General features: G+C 57.3%; 11 protein-coding genes. 9 read left to right on the top strand and 2 right to left on the bottom strand.

Annotation, left to right across the window (positions count from 1 at the left end; all coding sequences use genetic code 11):
• Positions 1-108 precede the first annotated feature (108 nt).
• From asd to glgP, 6 genes are all read left to right on the top strand, one after another.
• Complete coding sequence (gene asd / locus HX884_RS00280; RefSeq protein WP_178327449.1) at positions 109-1,212, top strand: aspartate-semialdehyde dehydrogenase; 1,104 nt, start codon at positions 109-111, stop codon at positions 1,210-1,212.
• A 239-nt stretch (positions 1,213-1,451) separates the two neighbouring features.
• Positions 1,452-3,638 carry a 1,4-alpha-glucan branching enzyme gene (gene glgB, locus HX884_RS00275; RefSeq protein ID WP_178327448.1) on the top strand — a complete coding sequence of 729 codons (2,187 nt, stop codon included), beginning with the start codon at positions 1,452-1,454 and terminating at the stop codon, positions 3,636-3,638.
• A complete protein-coding gene (gene glgX / locus HX884_RS00270; protein WP_178327447.1) occupies positions 3,635-5,632 on the top strand; it encodes a glycogen debranching protein GlgX in 1,998 nt (665 codons plus the stop codon). Before glgB ends, glgX begins: the two co-directional genes overlap by 4 nt.
• A complete protein-coding gene (gene glgC, locus HX884_RS00265; protein WP_013099110.1) occupies positions 5,625-6,920 on the top strand; it encodes a glucose-1-phosphate adenylyltransferase in 1,296 nt (431 codons plus the stop codon). The genes glgX and glgC overlap by 8 nt, the downstream gene beginning before the upstream one ends.
• Entirely contained in the window at positions 6,920-8,353 is a 1,434-nt protein-coding gene (glgA, locus tag HX884_RS00260; RefSeq protein ID WP_178327446.1) for a glycogen synthase GlgA, read from the top strand. Before glgC ends, glgA begins: the two co-directional genes overlap by 1 nt.
• Positions 8,354-8,371: 18 nt before the next feature.
• Positions 8,372-10,819 carry a glycogen phosphorylase gene (gene glgP, locus HX884_RS00255; protein WP_178327445.1) on the top strand — a complete coding sequence of 816 codons (2,448 nt, stop codon included), beginning with the start codon at positions 8,372-8,374 and terminating at the stop codon, positions 10,817-10,819.
• A gap of 86 nt (positions 10,820-10,905) precedes the next feature.
• On the opposite strand, the gene glpD is transcribed toward glgP, so the two are convergent.
• Complete coding sequence (gene glpD, locus HX884_RS00250) at positions 10,906-12,414, bottom strand: glycerol-3-phosphate dehydrogenase (protein WP_020687762.1); 1,509 nt, start codon at positions 12,412-12,414, stop codon at positions 10,906-10,908.
• A gap of 250 nt (positions 12,415-12,664) precedes the next feature.
• On the opposite strand from glpD, the gene glpE reads away from it, so the two are divergent.
• The 3 genes from glpE to HX884_RS00235 are packed head-to-tail and all read left to right on the top strand — an operon-like array spanning position 12,665 to position 14,650.
• Positions 12,665-12,997 (top strand): thiosulfate sulfurtransferase GlpE, encoded by a 333-nt coding sequence (gene glpE, locus HX884_RS00245; protein ID WP_014833569.1) that lies wholly within the window; start codon positions 12,665-12,667, stop codon positions 12,995-12,997.
• A gap of 47 nt (positions 12,998-13,044) precedes the next feature.
• Positions 13,045-13,875 (top strand): rhomboid family intramembrane serine protease GlpG, encoded by an 831-nt coding sequence (glpG, locus tag HX884_RS00240; protein ID WP_013099104.1) that lies wholly within the window; start codon positions 13,045-13,047, stop codon positions 13,873-13,875.
• Between the two features lie 16 nt (positions 13,876-13,891).
• Positions 13,892-14,650 (top strand): DeoR/GlpR family transcriptional regulator, encoded by a 759-nt coding sequence (locus tag HX884_RS00235; protein ID WP_013099103.1) that lies wholly within the window; start codon positions 13,892-13,894, stop codon positions 14,648-14,650.
• A gap of 61 nt (positions 14,651-14,711) precedes the next feature.
• On the opposite strand, the gene malT is transcribed toward HX884_RS00235, so the two are convergent.
• A complete protein-coding gene (malT, locus tag HX884_RS00230) occupies positions 14,712-17,417 on the bottom strand; it encodes an HTH-type transcriptional regulator MalT (protein WP_178327444.1) in 2,706 nt (901 codons plus the stop codon).
• Positions 17,418-17,823 lie beyond the last annotated feature (406 nt).

The following is a 17,823-nucleotide window of genomic DNA, read 5'->3' as shown; positions in this document are numbered from 1 at the left end:
TCGATTAATTTCGCTTGCGACTTTGGCAGCATTTTGTAATGTGAAGCATATCCCAGTTCAATACTGGCTTGCACAAACAGCACACACCCTCTGCAGGAAACAAATGCTATGAAAAACGTTGGTTTTATCGGCTGGCGCGGTATGGTCGGCTCTGTACTCATGCAACGCATGGTTGAAGAGCGCGATTTCGACGCTATCCGCCCGGTCTTCTTCTCCACTTCCCAGCTCGGCCAGGCTGCACCGTCCTTTGGTGGTACCACAGGGACGTTGCAGGGTGCTTACGATCTGGAAGCGCTGAAGGCACTCGACATTATTGTGACCTGCCAGGGCGGCGATTATACCAACGAAATCTATCCAAAGCTGCGTGAAAGCGGCTGGCAGGGCTACTGGATTGACGCGGCCTCTTCGCTGCGTATGAAAGACGATGCCATCATCATCCTCGACCCGGTGAACCAGGGCGTGATCACCGACGGCCTGAACAACGGCGTGAAAACCTTTGTCGGCGGTAACTGTACCGTCAGCCTGATGCTGATGTCCCTCGGTGGCCTGTTCGCGCAGGACCTGGTTGAGTGGGTCTCCGTGGCGACCTACCAGGCCGCATCCGGCGGCGGTGCGCGTCACATGCGTGAACTGCTGACCCAGATGGGCCAGCTGCACCAGAGCGTTGCGACCGAGCTGGCAAATCCGGCGTCCGCGATCCTCGATATCGAGCGTAAGGTCACCGAGCTGACCCGCAGCGGCGAACTGCCGGTAGATAACTTTGGCGTACCGCTGGCCGGTGGCCTGATCCCATGGATCGACAAACAGCTGGATAACGGCCAGACCCGTGAAGAGTGGAAGGGTCAGGCGGAGACCAACAAAATCCTCGCTACCGCGAACACCATTCCGGTTGACGGTCTGTGCGTGCGTATCGGCGCGCTGCGCTGCCACAGCCAGGCCTTCACCATTAAACTGAAAAAAGATGTGTCTATTCCGACCGTGGAAGAGTTGCTTGCCGCACACAACCCGTGGGCGAAAGTGGTGCCAAACGATCGCGATATCACCATGCGCGAACTGACGCCTGCGGCCGTCACCGGCACGCTGACCACGCCGGTTGGCCGTCTGCGCAAGCTGAACATGGGGCCAGAGTACCTCTCCGCGTTCACCGTGGGTGACCAGCTGCTGTGGGGTGCCGCAGAGCCGCTGCGCCGCATGCTGCGCCAGCTGGCGTAATAATTTGTTAACTACCGGGGGTGATTTTCACCCCCTTTTTTTGCGTACTACATGGAGTAAAACGCAGATGTCTTATTTTTTATCAGGAGGAACCTCGTCGTTGGCTATGCTTTAAGGAAGATTTATTTCTCACCTGAGGGTAGGGCGGAGCAGAGAGGATGAGCTGCACCGTTTAGGTCACATTAAAAGTCGTCCCGGAGCGAATAAAAAGGGCGACATAAAAAAACAGGATGAATACCATGTCCGATCGTATTTCGAGAGACGTGATTAATGCGCTTATTGCGGGTCATTTTGCCGACCCCTTTTCTGTGCTAGGGATGCAGCGTACAGAGGCCGGGCTGGAAGTTCGCGCGCTGTTACCGGATGCCACAGAAGTGTGGGTCATCGAACCCAAAACCGGCCGCAAGGTGGGTAATCTGGAATGCCTCGACTCACGTGGCTTCTTCTCGGGCGTCATGCCCCGTCGTAAAAACCCCTTTCGTTATCAGCTTGCCGTCATCTGGCACGGTCAGCAAAACCTGATTGACGATCCCTATAGCTTTGGCCCGCTCTTAAAAGAGATGGATGCCTGGCTGCTGTCCGAAGGTACCCATCTGCGGCCTTATGAAACGCTGGGTGCCCATGCGGATACCATGGATGGTATTACCGGCACGCGGTTTGCCGTGTGGGCGCCAAACGCCCAGCGCGTCTCCGTCGTCGGGCAGTTCAACTACTGGGACGGTCGTCGTCACCCCATGCGCCTGCGTCGGGAAACCGGCATCTGGGAGCTGTTCATCCCCGGCGCGCATAACGGTCAGCTCTATAAATTTGAGATGATCGATGCCAACGGCAAGCTGCGCATTAAGGCTGACCCGTACGCCTTTGAAGCGGAGCTGCGCCCGAATACTGCCTCGCTTATTTGCGGCCTGCCGGAGAAGGTGGTCCAGACGGAAGAGCGCAAGCAGGCTAACCGCTTCGACGCGCCAATCTCCGTTTATGAGGTGCATCTCGGCTCCTGGCGTCGCCACACCGATGACAATTTCTGGCTGAGCTATCGTGAGCTGGCTGACCAGCTGGTACCGTACGCCAAATGGATGGGCTTTACCCATCTGGAGCTGCTGCCGGTTAACGAGCACCCGTTCGACGGAAGCTGGGGCTATCAGCCCACCGGGTTATACGCACCGACTCGCCGCTTTGGCACGCGCGACGACTTCCGCTATTTCGTTGATGCCGCACACGCCGCCGGGCTGAACGTCATTCTTGACTGGGTGCCGGGCCACTTCCCGTCGGATGATTTTGCGCTGGCCGAGTTCGACGGCACAAAACTGTACGAGCACAGCGACCCGCGCGAAGGCTATCACCAGGACTGGAATACGCTGATCTACAACTACGGTCGTCGTGAAGTCGCGAACTACCTGGTCGGGAACGCGCTTTACTGGATCGAGCGTTTCGGCATTGATGCCCTGCGCGTGGATGCGGTGGCGTCGATGATCTATCGCGACTATAGCCGCAAAGAGGGCGAGTGGATCCCGAACGAGTATGGCGGTCGCGAGAACCTGGAAGCAATTGAGTTTCTGCGCAACACCAACCGCATTATTGGCGAGCAGGTTGAGGGTGCGGTGACGATGGCGGAAGAGTCCACCGACTTCGCCGGTGTTTCGCGTCCGCCGTCAATGGGTGGCCTGGGCTTCTGGTACAAGTGGAACCTGGGCTGGATGCACGACACGCTTGATTACATGAAGCTCGACCCGGTTTATCGTCAGTATCATCACGATAAGCTTACCTTTGGGCTGCTCTACAACTACACCGAAAACTTCATGCTGCCGCTGTCGCACGATGAAGTGGTGCACGGTAAAAAATCCATTCTCGACCGCATGCCGGGCGACGCGTGGCAGAAGTTTGCCAACCTGCGCGCCTACTACGGCTGGATGTTCGCCTTCCCGGGCAAAAAACTGCTGTTTATGGGCAACGAGTTCGCCCAGGGGCGCGAGTGGAACCACGATACCAGCCTCGACTGGCATCTGCTGGAGGGCGCTGACAACTGGCACCACGGCGTGCAGCGGCTGGTCCGCGATCTGAACCTGACCTACCGCCACCATAAAGCACTGCACGAGCTGGACTTCGATCCGTACGGTTTTGAGTGGCTGGTGGTGGACGACCATGAGCGCTCGGTATTTGTCTTTGTGCGCCGGGATAAAGCGGGCAACGAGATTATCGTTGCCAGCAACTTTACGCCGGTTCCACGTCATCATTACCGCTTTGGCATTAATCAGGCCGGTAAATGGCGCGAAATCCTCAACACCGATTCTATGCATTACCACGGCAGTAACGCCGGTAATGGCGGACTGGTCCAGAGTGATGCCATCGAAAGCCACGGGCGCCCCAACTCCCTGAGCCTGACGCTGCCGCCGCTCGGTACCATCTGGCTGGTGCGGGAGGGCGAATGACGCAGCTTACGGCAGGTAAACCCGAACCGCTCGGGGCGAGCTTTGACGGAAAGGGTGTGAATTTCACCCTCTTTTCTGCTCACGCGGAGCGGGTCGAACTCTGTGTGTTTGATGGGGAAGGTAACGAACATCGTTACGATTTACCGGCGCGCACCGGGGATACCTGGCACGGTTACCTGGCCGGTGGGCGGCCAGGGATGCATTACGGTTTTCGCGTTCACGGTCCCTGGGCGCCTGCTCAGGGGCACTGGTTTAACCCGGCAAAGCTGCTGATTGACCCCTGCGCCCACCGCGTGGAAGGCGAGTTTAAAGACGACCCGATTTTCCACGTCGGCTACGGGGAACCCGACCACCGCGACAGCGCCCACGTGGCCCCAAAAAGCGTGGTGGTGGGCGATCGCTACGACTGGGAAGACGATGCTCCGCCGGGCACGCCGTGGGGCAACACCGTGATTTACGAGGCCCATGTAAAAGGGCTGACCTATCTCCATCCGTCTATTCCCAAAGAGATGCGCGGCACCTATAAGGCGCTCGGCCATCCGACCATGATCGCCTATCTGAAACATCTCGGGATCACCGCGCTGGAGTTGTTGCCCATCGCCCATTTCGCCAGCGAGCCTCGCCTGCAGCGACTGGGCCTGAGCAACTACTGGGGCTACAACCCGCTGGCGATGTTTGCGCTCGCCCCCCGCTACGCCGTCCACCCGGACAAGGCGCGGGACGAGTTTCGTGATGCGGTGAAAGCGCTTCATGCGGCCGGTATCGAAGTGATTCTGGACGTGGTGCTGAACCACAGCGCGGAAAGCGATCTCGACGGTCCGACGCTCTCCATGCGCGGAATTGATAACCGTAGCTATTATTGGATCAGAGAGGATGGTGATTACCACAACTGGACCGGTTGCGGTAACACGCTCAACCTCAGCCATCCGGCGGTGACGCATTTTGCGTATGAATGCCTGAAATATTGGGTGGAAACGTTCCACGTCGACGGTTTTCGTTTTGACCTGGCGCCGGTGATGGGCCGCACGCCGGGGTTCAGCCAGCAGGCGCCGCTGTTTGAGGCAATCAAAAACTGCCCGGTGCTCTCGCGGGTGAAACTGATTGCCGAGCCGTGGGACATTGGTGAAGGCGGCTACCAGGTGGGGAACTTCCCGCCGCTGTTTGCCGAATGGAACGACCACTATCGCGATGCCGTACGCCGCTTCTGGCTGGAGAGAAGCCTGTCGCTGGGGGAGTTCGCCGGACGCTTTGCCGCTTCCAGCGATCTGTTTAAACGTGATGGCAAACGACCGTCTGCCACCGTCAACCTGGTGACCGCGCATGACGGTTTTACGCTCCGGGACTGCGTTTGTTTCAATCAGAAACACAATGAGGCAAATGGCGAGGAGAATCGCGATGGCACTAACAATAACCATAGCTTTAATCATGGTATAGAAGGGTTAGGCGGAAGTCTGGATGTTATTGAGCGGCGACGCGCCAGCGTGCATGCGCTGCTGACGACGCTTTTGTTGTCGCAGGGTACGCCGATGCTGCTGGCAGGGGATGAACACGGCCACAGCCAGCACGGTAACAACAACGCCTATTGCCAGGACAACACCTTAACCTGGCTCGACTGGGGAGAAGCGAACAGCGGCCTGATCCACTTTACCGCGGCGCTGATCCACCTTCGTCAGCAGATCCCCGCGCTCACCGCCAACCGCTGGTGGGAGGAGGGCGACGGCAACGTTCGCTGGCTGAATAAAGACGCGCAACCGTTAAGCGCGCAAGAGTGGCAACACGGCGTACCGCGCCTGCAGATCCTGCTTTCGGATCGCTGGCTGGTTACGCTGAACGCGACGGATGACGTCGCTGAGATTGTTTTACCTGACGGGGAATGGCGCGCCGTTCCCCCCTTTGCCGGAGCGGATAATCCGGTAGTAATGGCTGTCTGGCACGGGCCTGCGCACGGAGTGTGCGTATTCCAAGATGATAAAAAAGGAGTTAGTCATGGTTAGATTAGAGAAGAACGATCCCTTAATGTTGGCACGCCAGCTCCCCTTAAAAACGGTTGCCCTGATCCTCGCTGGCGGGCGCGGAACCCGTCTTAAAGATTTGACCATCAAGCGCGCCAAGCCGGCTGTTCACTTTGGTGGTAAGTTCCGAATTATCGATTTTGCACTGTCCAACTGCCTGAACTCAGGTATTCGCCGCATTGGCGTCATTACGCAGTATCAGTCGCACACCCTGGTGCAGCATATTCAGCGCGGCTGGTCATTCTTCAGCGAAGAGATGAATGAGTTTGTCGATCTCCTGCCTGCCCAGCAGCGTGTTCACGGTGAAAACTGGTACCGCGGCACCGCTGATGCGGTGACCCAGAACCTCGATATCATTCGCCGCTACAACGCGGAGTACATCGTGATCCTCGCCGGGGACCACATCTACAAGCAAGACTACTCCCACATGCTCATCGACCACGTCGAGAAAGGGGCGCGCTGCACCGTGGCGTGTCTGCCGGTGCCCGTTGCCGAGGCGACGGCGTTTGGCGTGATGCACGTGGACGCGGACGATAAAATTATCGACTTCGTTGAAAAACCGGCCAACCCACCAACCATGCCGGGAGATGACACCAAATCGCTCGCCAGCATGGGGATCTATGTCTTTGATGCAGATTACCTTTATGAGCTGCTGGAAGAAGACGACAAAGACGAACACTCCAGCCACGACTTCGGTAAAGACATCATTCCGAAAATTACCAAAGCTGGCATGGCCTATGCACATCCTTTCCCATTGTCCTGCGTGCAGTCAGATCCGAATGCGGAACCTTACTGGCGCGATGTGGGGACCCTGGAAGCGTACTGGAAAGCCAACCTCGATCTGGCCTCCGTCACGCCTGAGCTGGATATGTACGACCAGAACTGGCCGATCCGTACCCATATGGAATCCCTGCCGCCAGCGAAATTCGTTCAGGACCGCTCCGGCAGCCACGGCATGACGCTGAACTCGCTGGTCTCCGGCGGGTGCATTATCTCCGGCTCGGTGGTGGTGCAGTCGGTGCTGTTCCCGCGCGTGCGTATAAACTCATTCTGTAATATCGATTCGGCGGTGCTGCTGCCGGATGTCTGGGTCGGGCGTTCGTGTCGTCTGCGTCGCTGCGTGATCGACCGTGCCTGCGTCATTCCTGAAGGAATGGTGATTGGTGAAAACGCGGAAGAAGATGCACGTCGCTTCTACCGTTCTGAAGAGGGGATCGTGTTAGTCACACGGGAAATGTTGCGGAAGCTGCAGATCAAACAGGAGCGATGATGCAGGTTTTACACGTATGTTCTGAGATGTTCCCGTTGTTAAAAACGGGCGGCCTGGCGGATGTTCTTGGTGCATTACCCGCGGCGCAAATCGCTGGCGGAGTCGATACCCGAGTCCTGCTGCCTGCCTTCCCGGATATCCGGCGCGGCATTCCCGATGCAAAGGTGGTGACGCGCCGTGACACCTTCGCCGGACGCATCACCCTGCTGTATGGACATTACAATGGCGTGGGCATCTACCTGATCGACGCGCCGCACTTATATGACCGACCAGGTAGCCCGTATCACGATACGAACCTGTTTGCCTATACCGACAACGTGCTGCGTTTTGCGCTGCTCGGCTGGGTTGGGGCTGAAATGGCGGTAGGGCTGGATCCGTTCTGGCGCCCGGACATTGTGCACGCACACGACTGGCACGCGGGGCTCGCTCCGGCATATCTGGCGGCGCGCGGCCATCCGGCGAAATCGGTCTTTACGGTGCATAACCTGGCGTATCAGGGCATGTACTACGCCCATCACATGAATGACATCGATCTGCCATGGTCGTTCTATAACATGCACGGGCTGGAGTTTAACGGGCAGATCTCGTTCCTGAAGGCCGGGCTTTACTATGCCGACCACATCACGGCCGTGAGCCCGACCTACGCCCGTGAAATTACGCAGCCGGAGTTCGGCTACGGCCTGGAAGGGTTGCTCCGTCAGCGCCATCGTGAAGGGCGTTTGTCGGGGATCCTCAACGGCGTCGATGAACAGATCTGGAACCCGGAGACCGACCTGCTGCTCGCGGCCCGCTATGGCCGTGATTCCGTGGAAGACAAAGCGGAAAACAAACGCCAGTTACAAATTGCGATGGGGCTGAAGGTCAACGACAAAGTGCCACTGTTTGCGGTGGTGAGCCGTCTGACCAGCCAGAAAGGGCTGGACCTGGTGCTGGAGGCCCTGCCGGGTCTGCTGGAGCAGGGCGGACAGCTGGCGCTGCTCGGCGCGGGCGACCCGGTATTGCAGGAAGGATTCCTGGCGGCAGCGGCGGAACACCCGGGGCAGGTGGGCGTGCAGATTGGCTATCACGAAGCGTTCTCGCACCGGATCATGGGCGGCGCGGACATCATTCTGGTGCCGAGCCGTTTTGAACCTTGCGGCCTGACGCAGCTCTACGGCCTGAAGTACGGCACCCTGCCGCTGGTGCGACGCACGGGCGGGCTGGCGGATACGGTATCTGACAGCTCACTGGAAAACCTGGCGGACGGTATCGCCAGCGGGTTTGTCTTTGAGGACAGTAATGCCTGGTCGCTGCTTCGGGCGATTCGGCGTGCTTTCGTCTTGTGGTCCCGTCCGTCGCTGTGGCGTTACGTTCAACGTCAGGCGATGTCCATGGACTTTAGCTGGCACGTTGCGGCGCAGTCATACCGCGATCTCTATCAACGCTTGATGTAACGAGGCGAAGTTACTGATATGAACGCTCCTTTTAGCTACTCTTCCCCCACGCTCAGCGTTGAGGCGTTGAAGCACTCTATCGCCTATAAGCTGATGTTTACCATCGGGAAAGATCCGGTCATCGCCAACAAACACGAGTGGCTCAACGCCACCCTGTTTGCGGTGCGTGACCGCATGGTTGAACGCTGGCTGCGCTCCAACCGCGCCCAGCTGTCGCAGGAAACGCGTCAGGTTTACTACCTGTCGATGGAATTTTTGATTGGCCGCACCCTCTCTAACGCGCTGTTATCGCTCGGTATTTACGATGACGTTAAAACCGCGCTGGAAGAGATGGGGCTGGACCTGGAAGAGCTGATTGACGAAGAGAACGACCCGGGGCTCGGTAACGGTGGCCTGGGGCGACTTGCCGCCTGCTTCCTCGACTCGCTGGCGACGCTGGCCCTGCCGGGGCGTGGCTACGGCATTCGCTACGACTACGGGATGTTCAAGCAGAACATCGTGGACGGACGTCAGAAAGAGTCCCCGGACTACTGGCTGGAATACGGCAACCCGTGGGAGTTTAAACGTCACAATACGCGCTATAAGGTGCGGTTTGGCGGACGTATTCAGCAGGAAGGGAAAAAGTCCCGCTGGGTGGAAACCGAAGAGATCCTTGCCGTCGCCTATGACCAGATTGTCCCGGGCTACGACACCGATGCGACCAATACGCTGCGTCTGTGGAACGTGCAGGCCAGTAGCGAGATTAACCTGGGTAAATTTAACCAGGGCGACTACTTCGCGGCGGTGGAAGATAAAAACCACTCCGAGAACGTCTCCCGCGTGCTCTACCCGGACGACTCGACCTATTCCGGGCGCGAGCTGCGCCTGCGTCAGGAGTATTTCCTCGTCTCCGCGACGATTCAGGATATCCTCAGCCGTCACTATCAGCTGCACAAGACCTACGCCAATCTGGCGGAAAAAACCGCCATTCACCTCAACGATACCCATCCGGTGCTGTCGATCCCGGAGCTGATGCGTCTGCTTATCGACGAGCATAAGTTCAGCTGGGACGATGCGTTTGAGGTGACCTGTCAGGTCTTCTCTTACACTAACCACACGTTGATGAGCGAAGCGCTGGAAACCTGGCCGGTGGATATGCTCGGCAAAATTTTGCCGCGCCATCTGCAGATCATCTTTGAAATTAACGACTACTTCCTCAAGACGCTGCAGGAGCAGTATCCGAACGATACCGGCCTGCTGAGCCGCGCTTCTATCATTGATGAATCGAACGGTCGTCGCGTACGCATGGCCTGGCTGGCGGTGGTGATCAGCCACAAGGTGAACGGGGTTTCAGAGCTGCACTCGAACCTGATGGTCCAGTCGCTGTTTGCGGACTTTGCGAAGATCTTCCCGACGCGTTTCTGCAACGTGACCAATGGCGTCACGCCGCGTCGCTGGCTGGCGCTGGCAAACCAGCCGCTTTCTGAGGTGCTGGATGAGCACATTGGCCGCACCTGGCGAACCGATCTCAGCCAGCTGAGCGAGCTTGAACAGCACATTGATTTTCCGGCGGTGAACAAAGCCGTACGAGAAGCCAAGCTGCTGAACAAGAAACGTCTGTCAGTCTGGCTGGCGTTGCATCTGAACGTGGTGGCGAATCCGAAAGCGCTGTTCGACGTACAGATCAAGCGTATTCATGAGTACAAGCGCCAACTGATGAACGTGCTGCATGTGATCACCCACTATAACCGCATCAAGGCCGATCCGACGGCGGAGTGGGTGCCGCGCGTGAAGATCTTTGCCGGTAAGGCGGCGTCCGCCTACTACATGGCGAAGCACATCATTCACCTCATCAACGATGTGGCGAAGGTGGTCAACAACGATCCGGATATCGGCGACAAGCTGAAGGTGGTCTTTGTTCCTAACTACAGCGTCAGCCTGGCGCAGCTGATCATTCCGGCGGCCGATCTCTCTGAGCAGATCTCCACCGCCGGGACGGAAGCGTCCGGCACCAGTAACATGAAGTTTGCCCTTAACGGCGCGCTGACCATCGGCACGCTGGACGGGGCCAATGTCGAAATGCTGGAGCACGTGGGGGCGGAATATATCTTTATCTTCGGAAATACCACGGAAGAGGTGGAGGCGCTGCGCAAGAAAGGCTACTCGCCGCGTGAGTATTACGAAGAGGATGAGGAGCTACGTCAGGTGCTGACGCAAATCGCCACCGGGGTGTTTAGCCCAGACGAGCCAGGGCGCTATCGGGACCTGGTGGATTCGCTGATTAACTTTGGCGACCACTATCAGGTGCTGGCGGATTACCGCAGCTACGTGGATTGTCAGGACAGGGTGGACGAGCTTTATCGTCAGCAGGAGAAGTGGACCTGCGTCGCGATGCATAACATCGCCAATATGGGGTATTTCTCGTCCGACAGGACCATTAAGGAGTATGCCGAGAATATCTGGCATATTGATCCGGTGCGGTTGTAAAAACAAAGCCCGGTGGCGCTGCGCTTACCGGGCCTACGGGATCGAGTAGGCCGGGTAAAGCGGAGCCGCCACCCGGCTTTTTTACATCACGACGCCAACGACAGCTCACGCTTCCCCGCATGCTGCAGCAACCACTGCGCCACACGCGACTGCTGTTCGGCATTCAGCCACATACCCTCTTTGGTACGACGCCAGATGGCATCATCCAGACGGCGAACCCACTCATGTTCCACCAGATAGCGCAGTTCGGCTTCATACAGCTCGTGGCCAAAATGTTCGCCCAGGTCGGCAATCTCTTTCGCGTCACCCAGGATCAATTCCGTGTTGCTGCCGTAGGTACGGGCATAGTGGCGCGCCATGCCTTCCGTGATGAATGGATAGCGACGACGCAGCTTCGCGGCGTAATCATCGCGGTTGTCGCCGATATCACCGCCAGGCAGTACCGCGCCTTTGGTCCATGCCGGGCCAATGCCTTTGTAGTACGGCGCCAGTTTTTCCAGCGCGTGCTCGGCCAGCTTACGGTAGGTGGTGAGCTTGCCGCCAAACACGGAGAGCAGCGGTGCCTGACCGTCCACGTCGTGAATATCGAGCGTATAGTCGCGGGTAATCGCCTGCGGTGAGTCAGATTCGTCATCGCACAGCGGACGCACGCCGGAGTAAGTCCAGACCACGTCATCGCGGGACAGCTGTTTCTTGAAGTGCGCGTTATACACCTTCAGCAGGTAGTTCACTTCGCTCTCGTCGATCTCGACGTTTTTCGGATCGCCTTTGTACTCCACGTCGGTGGTGCCGATGATGGAGAATTCGTCCATCCACGGGATCACAAACACAATGCGCTTGTCTTCGTTCTGCAGAATGTAGGCCTGCTTCTGGGTGTGCACGCGTGGTACCACAATGTGGCTGCCTTTGATCAGGCGGATACCGTACGGAGATGGCAGATGCATACCCTCGTCGAAGAACTGTTTCACCCATGGGCCGGTGGCGTTCACCAGACCGCGCGCTTTCCAGCTGAACTTCTCGCCGGTATCTACGTCTTCCGCTTCGACGATCCACAGGCCGTTTTCACGGCGCGCAGCGGTGGCGCGGGTGCGGGTTTTCACTTCGCCGCCTTTCTTCTCAACCATCTGTGCGTTAGCCAGCACCAGACGCGCATCGTCCACCCAGCAGTCGGAATATTCGAAACCGCGCACGATTTCAGGCTTAAGGACCGATTCTGAGCCAAAACGCAAACCGTTTGAACCCGGCAGGCTGGTGCGTTTACCCAGATGATCGTACATAAACAGACCGATTCGAATCATCCACGCCGGACGCAGATGCGGGCGATGGGGCAGGCGGAAGCGCATCGGGATGGCCAGGTGCGGTGCCATCTTCAGCAGCACTTCACGTTCGGCCAGCGCTTCACTGACCAGACGGAATTCATAGTGTTCCAGGTAGCGCAGGCCACCGTGAATCAGTTTGGAGCTGGCGGACGACGTCGCGCAGGCGAGGTCGTTAGCTTCCAGCATCAGTACGGATAATCCGCGTCCTGCGGCGTCTGCCGCAATACCGGCACCGTTGATGCCACCGCCTATCACAATCAGATCTTTGGTTTCCATAACACCCTCACGCACTTTCGTTAAAGCTCAGAAATGTTCGATATCGCTCATAATAGCAAAGGAACGCGCTTTTGGTAACATCAAAAAAACAATTTAGAGTGATATGGATAACATAATGGCGTTTACCCGCCGCCAGGACGTACACTACGGGGTAAAATAGTGCGACTAACTTTTCTCCCTCTCCCCGTGGGAGAGGGCTGGGGTGAGGGCATCAGAGCGCACCCAACCTGAACAACAGAAAGAGAACACCATGGATCAGTTTGAATGTATTAACGTAGAAGAAGCCCACCAGAAGATGCACCAGGGAACGGCGGTGCTGGTGGATATCCGCGATCCGCAGAGTTTTGCGATGGGCCACACCCCGGGTGCGTTCCACCTCACCAACGATACGCTGGGCGCGTTTATGCGCGATAACGACTTCGATACGCCGGTGATGGTGATGTGCTATCACGGCAACAGCAGCAAAGGTGCGGCGCAGTACCTTATTCAGCAGGGCTATGATGCGGTCTACAGCGTCGACGGCGGTTTCGATGCCTGGCATCGTCATTTCCCGGCAGAAGTGGAATACGCTTTTGAGCGCTGATCCCGCTATACTGTCCCCTTTTGTGTGGAAATAAGCGACCGCCGCCCATGTTGATGATCACCTCTTTTACCAATCCGCGCGTCGCCCAGGCGTTTGTCGACTATATGGCAACCCAGGGCATCATCCTGACCGTTCAGCAGCACACGAAAACCGATGTCTGGCTGGCGGATGAAAGCCAGGCCGATCGCGTGAATGCGGAACTGGCCCGCTTTCTTGAGAATCCCGGCGACCCTCGCTATCTGGCCGCGAGCTGGCAGTCGGGGCAGACGGGGAGCGGACTGCACTATCGGCGCTTCCCCTTCCTTGCCACCATTCGCGAGCGCGCAGGTCCGTTTACGCTGCTGCTGATGGCGGCCTGCATTATCGTCTTCATCATTATGAACGTGGTGGGTGACCAGAGCGTGATGATCGCGCTTGCGTGGCCGTACGACCCGTCTCTCGATTTTGACGTCTGGCGCTATTTCACCCACGCGCTGATGCACTTCTCGGTGATGCATATTCTCTTTAACCTGCTGTGGTGGTGGTATCTCGGTGGCGCGGTGGAGAAGCGTCTGGGCAGCGGCAAGCTGATTGTTATCACTCTTATCAGCGCCCTGCTGAGCGGCTATGTGCAGCATAAATTCAGCGGCCCGTGGTTCGGTGGTTTATCCGGCGTGGTGTATGCCCTGATGGGCTATGTCTGGCTCAGAGGCGAGCGCGACCCCGAAAGTGGCATCTATCTGCAGCGCGGATTAATAACCTTTGCGTTAATATGGCTAATTGCCGGATGGTTTGATCTGTTTGGTATGTCTATCGCCAATGGTGCACACGTCACCGGGCTGGCCGTCGGGCTGGCAATGGCGTTTGCCGACACGCTCCATGCGCGAAAACGAACATAATTCCCAGGGATATTTCATGAAACAAACACAACGTCATGACGCCATTATCGAACTGGTAAAAAAACAGGGATACGTCAGCACCGAAGAGCTGGTGGAACAGTTTGCCGTCAGCCCACAAACCATCCGCCGCGACCTGAACGATCTTGCCGATCAAAACCGTATTTTGCGCCATCACGGCGGGGCGGCGCTGCCGTCCAGTTCGGTTAACACCTCGTGGCATGACCGCAAAGCCACGCAGACGGCAGAGAAAGAGCGCATTGCCCGTAAAGTGGCGAGCCAAATCCCCAACGGGGCGACGCTGTTTATTGATATCGGCACCACGCCTGAAGCGGTCGCCCATGCGCTGCTGGATCACGAAAACCTGCGCATCGTGACCAACAACCTGAACGTGGCCAATACCCTGATGCAGAAAGATGATTTCCGCATCATCCTCGCCGGGGGCGAACTGCGCAGCCGCGACGGCGGCATCATTGGTGAAGCGACGCTCGATTTTATCTCTCAGTTCCGTCTCGACTTCGGCATTCTGGGGATCAGCGGCATCGACAGCGACGGCTCACTGCTGGAATTTGATTATCACGAGGTGCGCACCAAGCGCGCGATCATTGAAAACTCACGTCACGTGATGCTGGTGGTGGACCACTCCAAATTTGGCCGTAACGCGATGGTCAACATGGGCAGCATCAGCATGGTAAATGCGGTTTATACCGATGTGATGCCACCGGCGGGCGTGATGCAGGTGATTAAAGATAATAATGTGCAGTTAGAGTTATGTTGAGAAGCCATTCTCCCTCTCCCACGGGGAGAGGGCCGGGGTGAGGGCATCAGCCCGCACAAACCTACACCCCATACCCCATCATCTTCAACAACTGCTGCGCATGCTGCACCGCATCCTGACGGTGCGCCACGCCCAGCTTCTGATACAGATTGCGGATATGCGTTTTGATGGTGGTTGCCGCCACCGCCAGCTCACCGGCAATCTGCTCATTGCTGTAGCCTGAATAGATAAGCCCCAGCACCTGCCATTCGCGCTGCGTCAGCGGGCTGGTGCGAATAAGTTCAGGTACTTCCGGATGGTTCAGCAGGCGTTCAACGAAGTTCTCGTCGAAGTGGGCAAACTTGTGGCGATGGTGCTGGTTAATCTCGCGCAGGATGCGCTGGGCACGGTGCTGATCCAGCTCCGGCAGCGTGTTGAGCTGAATAAGCTGACGCAGCTGTTGAGCCATCACTTCGCCCTCAATCACAAAGTGACTGATAAACCCGGTACGGTTCGCCAGCTGCAACGCCTCCAGCAGTACGCGCTGGGCATCATTTTTACGCCCGGCCTGCCAGTAGAGCTGGTTAAGCAGCAGCAGGTTACGATTGAGATCGCTCATCAGACGCAGGCTGCGGGCGTTCTCGTTCAGCTCTTCCAGCACAATCTCAGCCGGTTCAAACTCACCGAGCAGGATCTGCGCGCGTGCAATGTTTCGCCACTGACTTTGCAGGAAGTGGTTATTTGCAAATTCAGGTTTTGGCGTCTGGCGCAGCCAGTTGGCGGCGGATTTCTTATCACCCGTCATCTGCCAGTAAATCACCCGCACCTTATCGGCGTTCGAAACCCAGTCGCTGTGATACTGACCATTGCCGAGCAGGTTCTCCAGACGGTTCAGGTGGTTGCGGGCATTATCCAGATCCCCACGCGCCAGCGAGCATTGCACCAGCAGGGCCAGGCACTGCAGTTGCTGCTGCGGCTGGAAGCCGGAAAGCACCTCTACGCCCTGACGGGCACAGCTCTCTGCTTCATCCAGGCGTGACCACGCCCACAGAAGCTGGGCGCGAATACGCAACAGGAACTCGTGCATTGGCAGCTGTTCAAGATGCTGTTCGCGAATCAGCTGAAACGCCTTTTCCTGATTCTCCCAGGCCGCCTGCAGGAACCCCTGAGCAAATAAAATTTCGCTTTGCTGGATCAGGCTCCACAGCGCGTAATGCCAGACATCATGACGGCGGGCCATCTGTTCGGTCTGTTGCATCAGCGACAGGGAGCGCGTCAGCTCACCCTTGCAGTGCAGTACCTCGCCGTGTACCGACGTCGCCACAATGCGGCTGTAGAAATTGGCCAGCGGCAGCTCATCCAGCGCGACCATTGCCAGCCGCTCTGCTTCTTCCGGATCGCCATCGTTGATCGCTACCTGGGCCCGCAAGGCGTTAAATTCGCCGTGCAGGGTGGTATCCATATCGCTTTCCATCTCCTGCTCGGCACGCGCCAGCAGGGTATTCACTTCGCTGTAGCGGTGCTGGCTCTGCATCAGCCAGGCCTGCAGCAGCACCAGACGCGGGTTCTCCAGCAGGCTCTCCCACGGCAGCGCTTTCAGCGACTCTTCCAGCAGCGTCAGTTCGCTGTGGTTAAACAACCCCCACGCGTGGTTGAGGAGGATATCGCGCAGCATGCCGGCATCACCGGCGGCGAGCGCATGATGGATAGCCTCGCTCGGGAAGCCTTGCGCCATCCAGCTCTCAGCGGCAGCCCGGTGGATGTCCGGCAATTCAGTCGCCAGCTCCCACTGGCAACGCTGGCGCAGGAAACTGCCAAACAGCGGGTGATAGCTGAACCATTCACCGGGATCGTCCATCCGCGTCAGGAACAGCCCCTGGCGTTCAATCTCTTCAAGCTGCAGCTGACCGTTTTCGCAGCCGGTCACGCGCACAATCAACGCGTCGTTCATGGAACGCAGCAGGGAGCTCTTCAGCAGGAAATGGCGGGTCGAAGGATCGACGCTGTTCAGCACCTCATCCACCAGGTAATCGGAAAGATGGCTGGCGTTGATCCCCGCCAGGCGACGCGCGGACTGATGCGTCGGGCTGTTGTTTTGCCGGGCGGAGAGGGCAATCAGCTGCAGCGCTGTCGCCCAACCGGCGACATCGTCGCACAGGCGGCTGCTTTCAGCGGCCTCAATCGGTGAGTTCAGGCGGCAGTCAAAGAACTGTTTGGCTTCCTGATGGGTAAAGGCCAGCTGTTGGCTACCCACTTCCAGCAGTTGATCGCGCACGCGCAGGTTGGCAATGCCCAACTGCGGCAGGTTACGCGACAGCACCACCAGGGTCAGGTTTTCCGGCTGATGGCGCAGGAAGAAGCGCATGGACTCATGGATCACCGGGTTAGTGATCAGATGATAATCATCAATGACCACGTAAAGCGGGCGGTGCCACTCGGCCAGTTCAATAAACAGCTGAGAGAAAAGGGAGGACAGGCTGGCGTACTGGCGCTTTTGCACCATCACTTCGCTGGCCACGCAGTGCCCGTTGGTGGCCTGCTGAATGGCGGCAATCAGATAGCTGGCAAAACGTTCTTGCTGGTTATCGCCCTCATCAAGGGAGCACCAGCCAAGATCGCTTTTACCTGCGGCCCATTGCGAAATGAGCGTTGTTTTTCCATAACCTGCAGGGCTCGTAACCAGCGCCAGTCGGAAATTATGCGCGCCGGAAAGTTTAGCCAACAGACGCTCGCGGACCACTGTATGGTCAAGACGAACCGGGCGACTTAATTTAGACGGAATCAACATAGGTTTCACTTCACTGTGGGGAACGAGAGAATTTATTTTTTTGCGCTTCGTAATTAATAGATATAAGGTCGGCCAGAAAGAGAACTATTGCAAGTTATGTCTGGTTTTGGTGGCTCTGAATTTGCACTCTGTCACAAAACATTCAGACAGATGATGGAACTTTCTGGAAAGGGCTGTGATGCCGCGTCAATGCTGGCTTGTATGGCTGTGCTGCGGCTGCGCTGAAACTGGTTTCAGAAAGGTATAGTGACGTCAAATTTAATAAACGCGGGGTAAAGTTTAGTGAAATTAATAATCTTCTTCGTTCTGACCCGGTTGCGGAAATATTATTCTACGTAAGTAATCATTTCAGCGCGTTTTAATTTCACCCGAAACTGCATTTCATTTTCCTGACACGCTTCCCGGT

The sequence above is a fragment of the Enterobacter sp. SECR19-1250 genome, from assembly GCF_013391025.1.
Lineage (GTDB): Bacteria > Pseudomonadota > Gammaproteobacteria > Enterobacterales > Enterobacteriaceae > Enterobacter > Enterobacter cloacae.
Note: the sequence above shows the minus strand (reverse complement) of the source record. Positions and strands in the feature narration are given on the sequence as shown.

Bases quoted from the DNA above. Each gene is read 5' to 3' on its own strand.
- HX884_RS00235 (WP_013099103.1), top strand. From the start codon at position 13,892: ATGAAACAAACACAACGTCATGACGCCATTATCGAACTGGTAAAAAAA.
- glgA (WP_178327446.1), top strand. From the start codon at position 6,920: ATGCAGGTTTTACACGTATGTTCTGAGATGTTCCCGTTGTTAAAAACG.
- glpG (WP_013099104.1), top strand. From the start codon at position 13,045: ATGTTGATGATCACCTCTTTTACCAATCCGCGCGTCGCCCAGGCGTTT.
- glgX (WP_178327447.1), top strand. From the start codon at position 3,635: ATGACGCAGCTTACGGCAGGTAAACCCGAACCGCTCGGGGCGAGCTTT.
- malT (WP_178327444.1), bottom strand. From the start codon at position 17,417: ATGTTGATTCCGTCTAAATTAAGTCGCCCGGTTCGTCTTGACCATACA.
- glgP (WP_178327445.1), top strand. From the start codon at position 8,372: ATGAACGCTCCTTTTAGCTACTCTTCCCCCACGCTCAGCGTTGAGGCG.
- glgC (WP_013099110.1), top strand. From the start codon at position 5,625: ATGGTTAGATTAGAGAAGAACGATCCCTTAATGTTGGCACGCCAGCTC.
- glgB (WP_178327448.1), top strand. From the start codon at position 1,452: ATGTCCGATCGTATTTCGAGAGACGTGATTAATGCGCTTATTGCGGGT.
- asd (WP_178327449.1), top strand. From the start codon at position 109: ATGAAAAACGTTGGTTTTATCGGCTGGCGCGGTATGGTCGGCTCTGTA.
- glpD (WP_020687762.1), bottom strand. From the start codon at position 12,414: ATGGAAACCAAAGATCTGATTGTGATAGGCGGTGGCATCAACGGTGCC.
- glpE (WP_014833569.1), top strand. From the start codon at position 12,665: ATGGATCAGTTTGAATGTATTAACGTAGAAGAAGCCCACCAGAAGATG.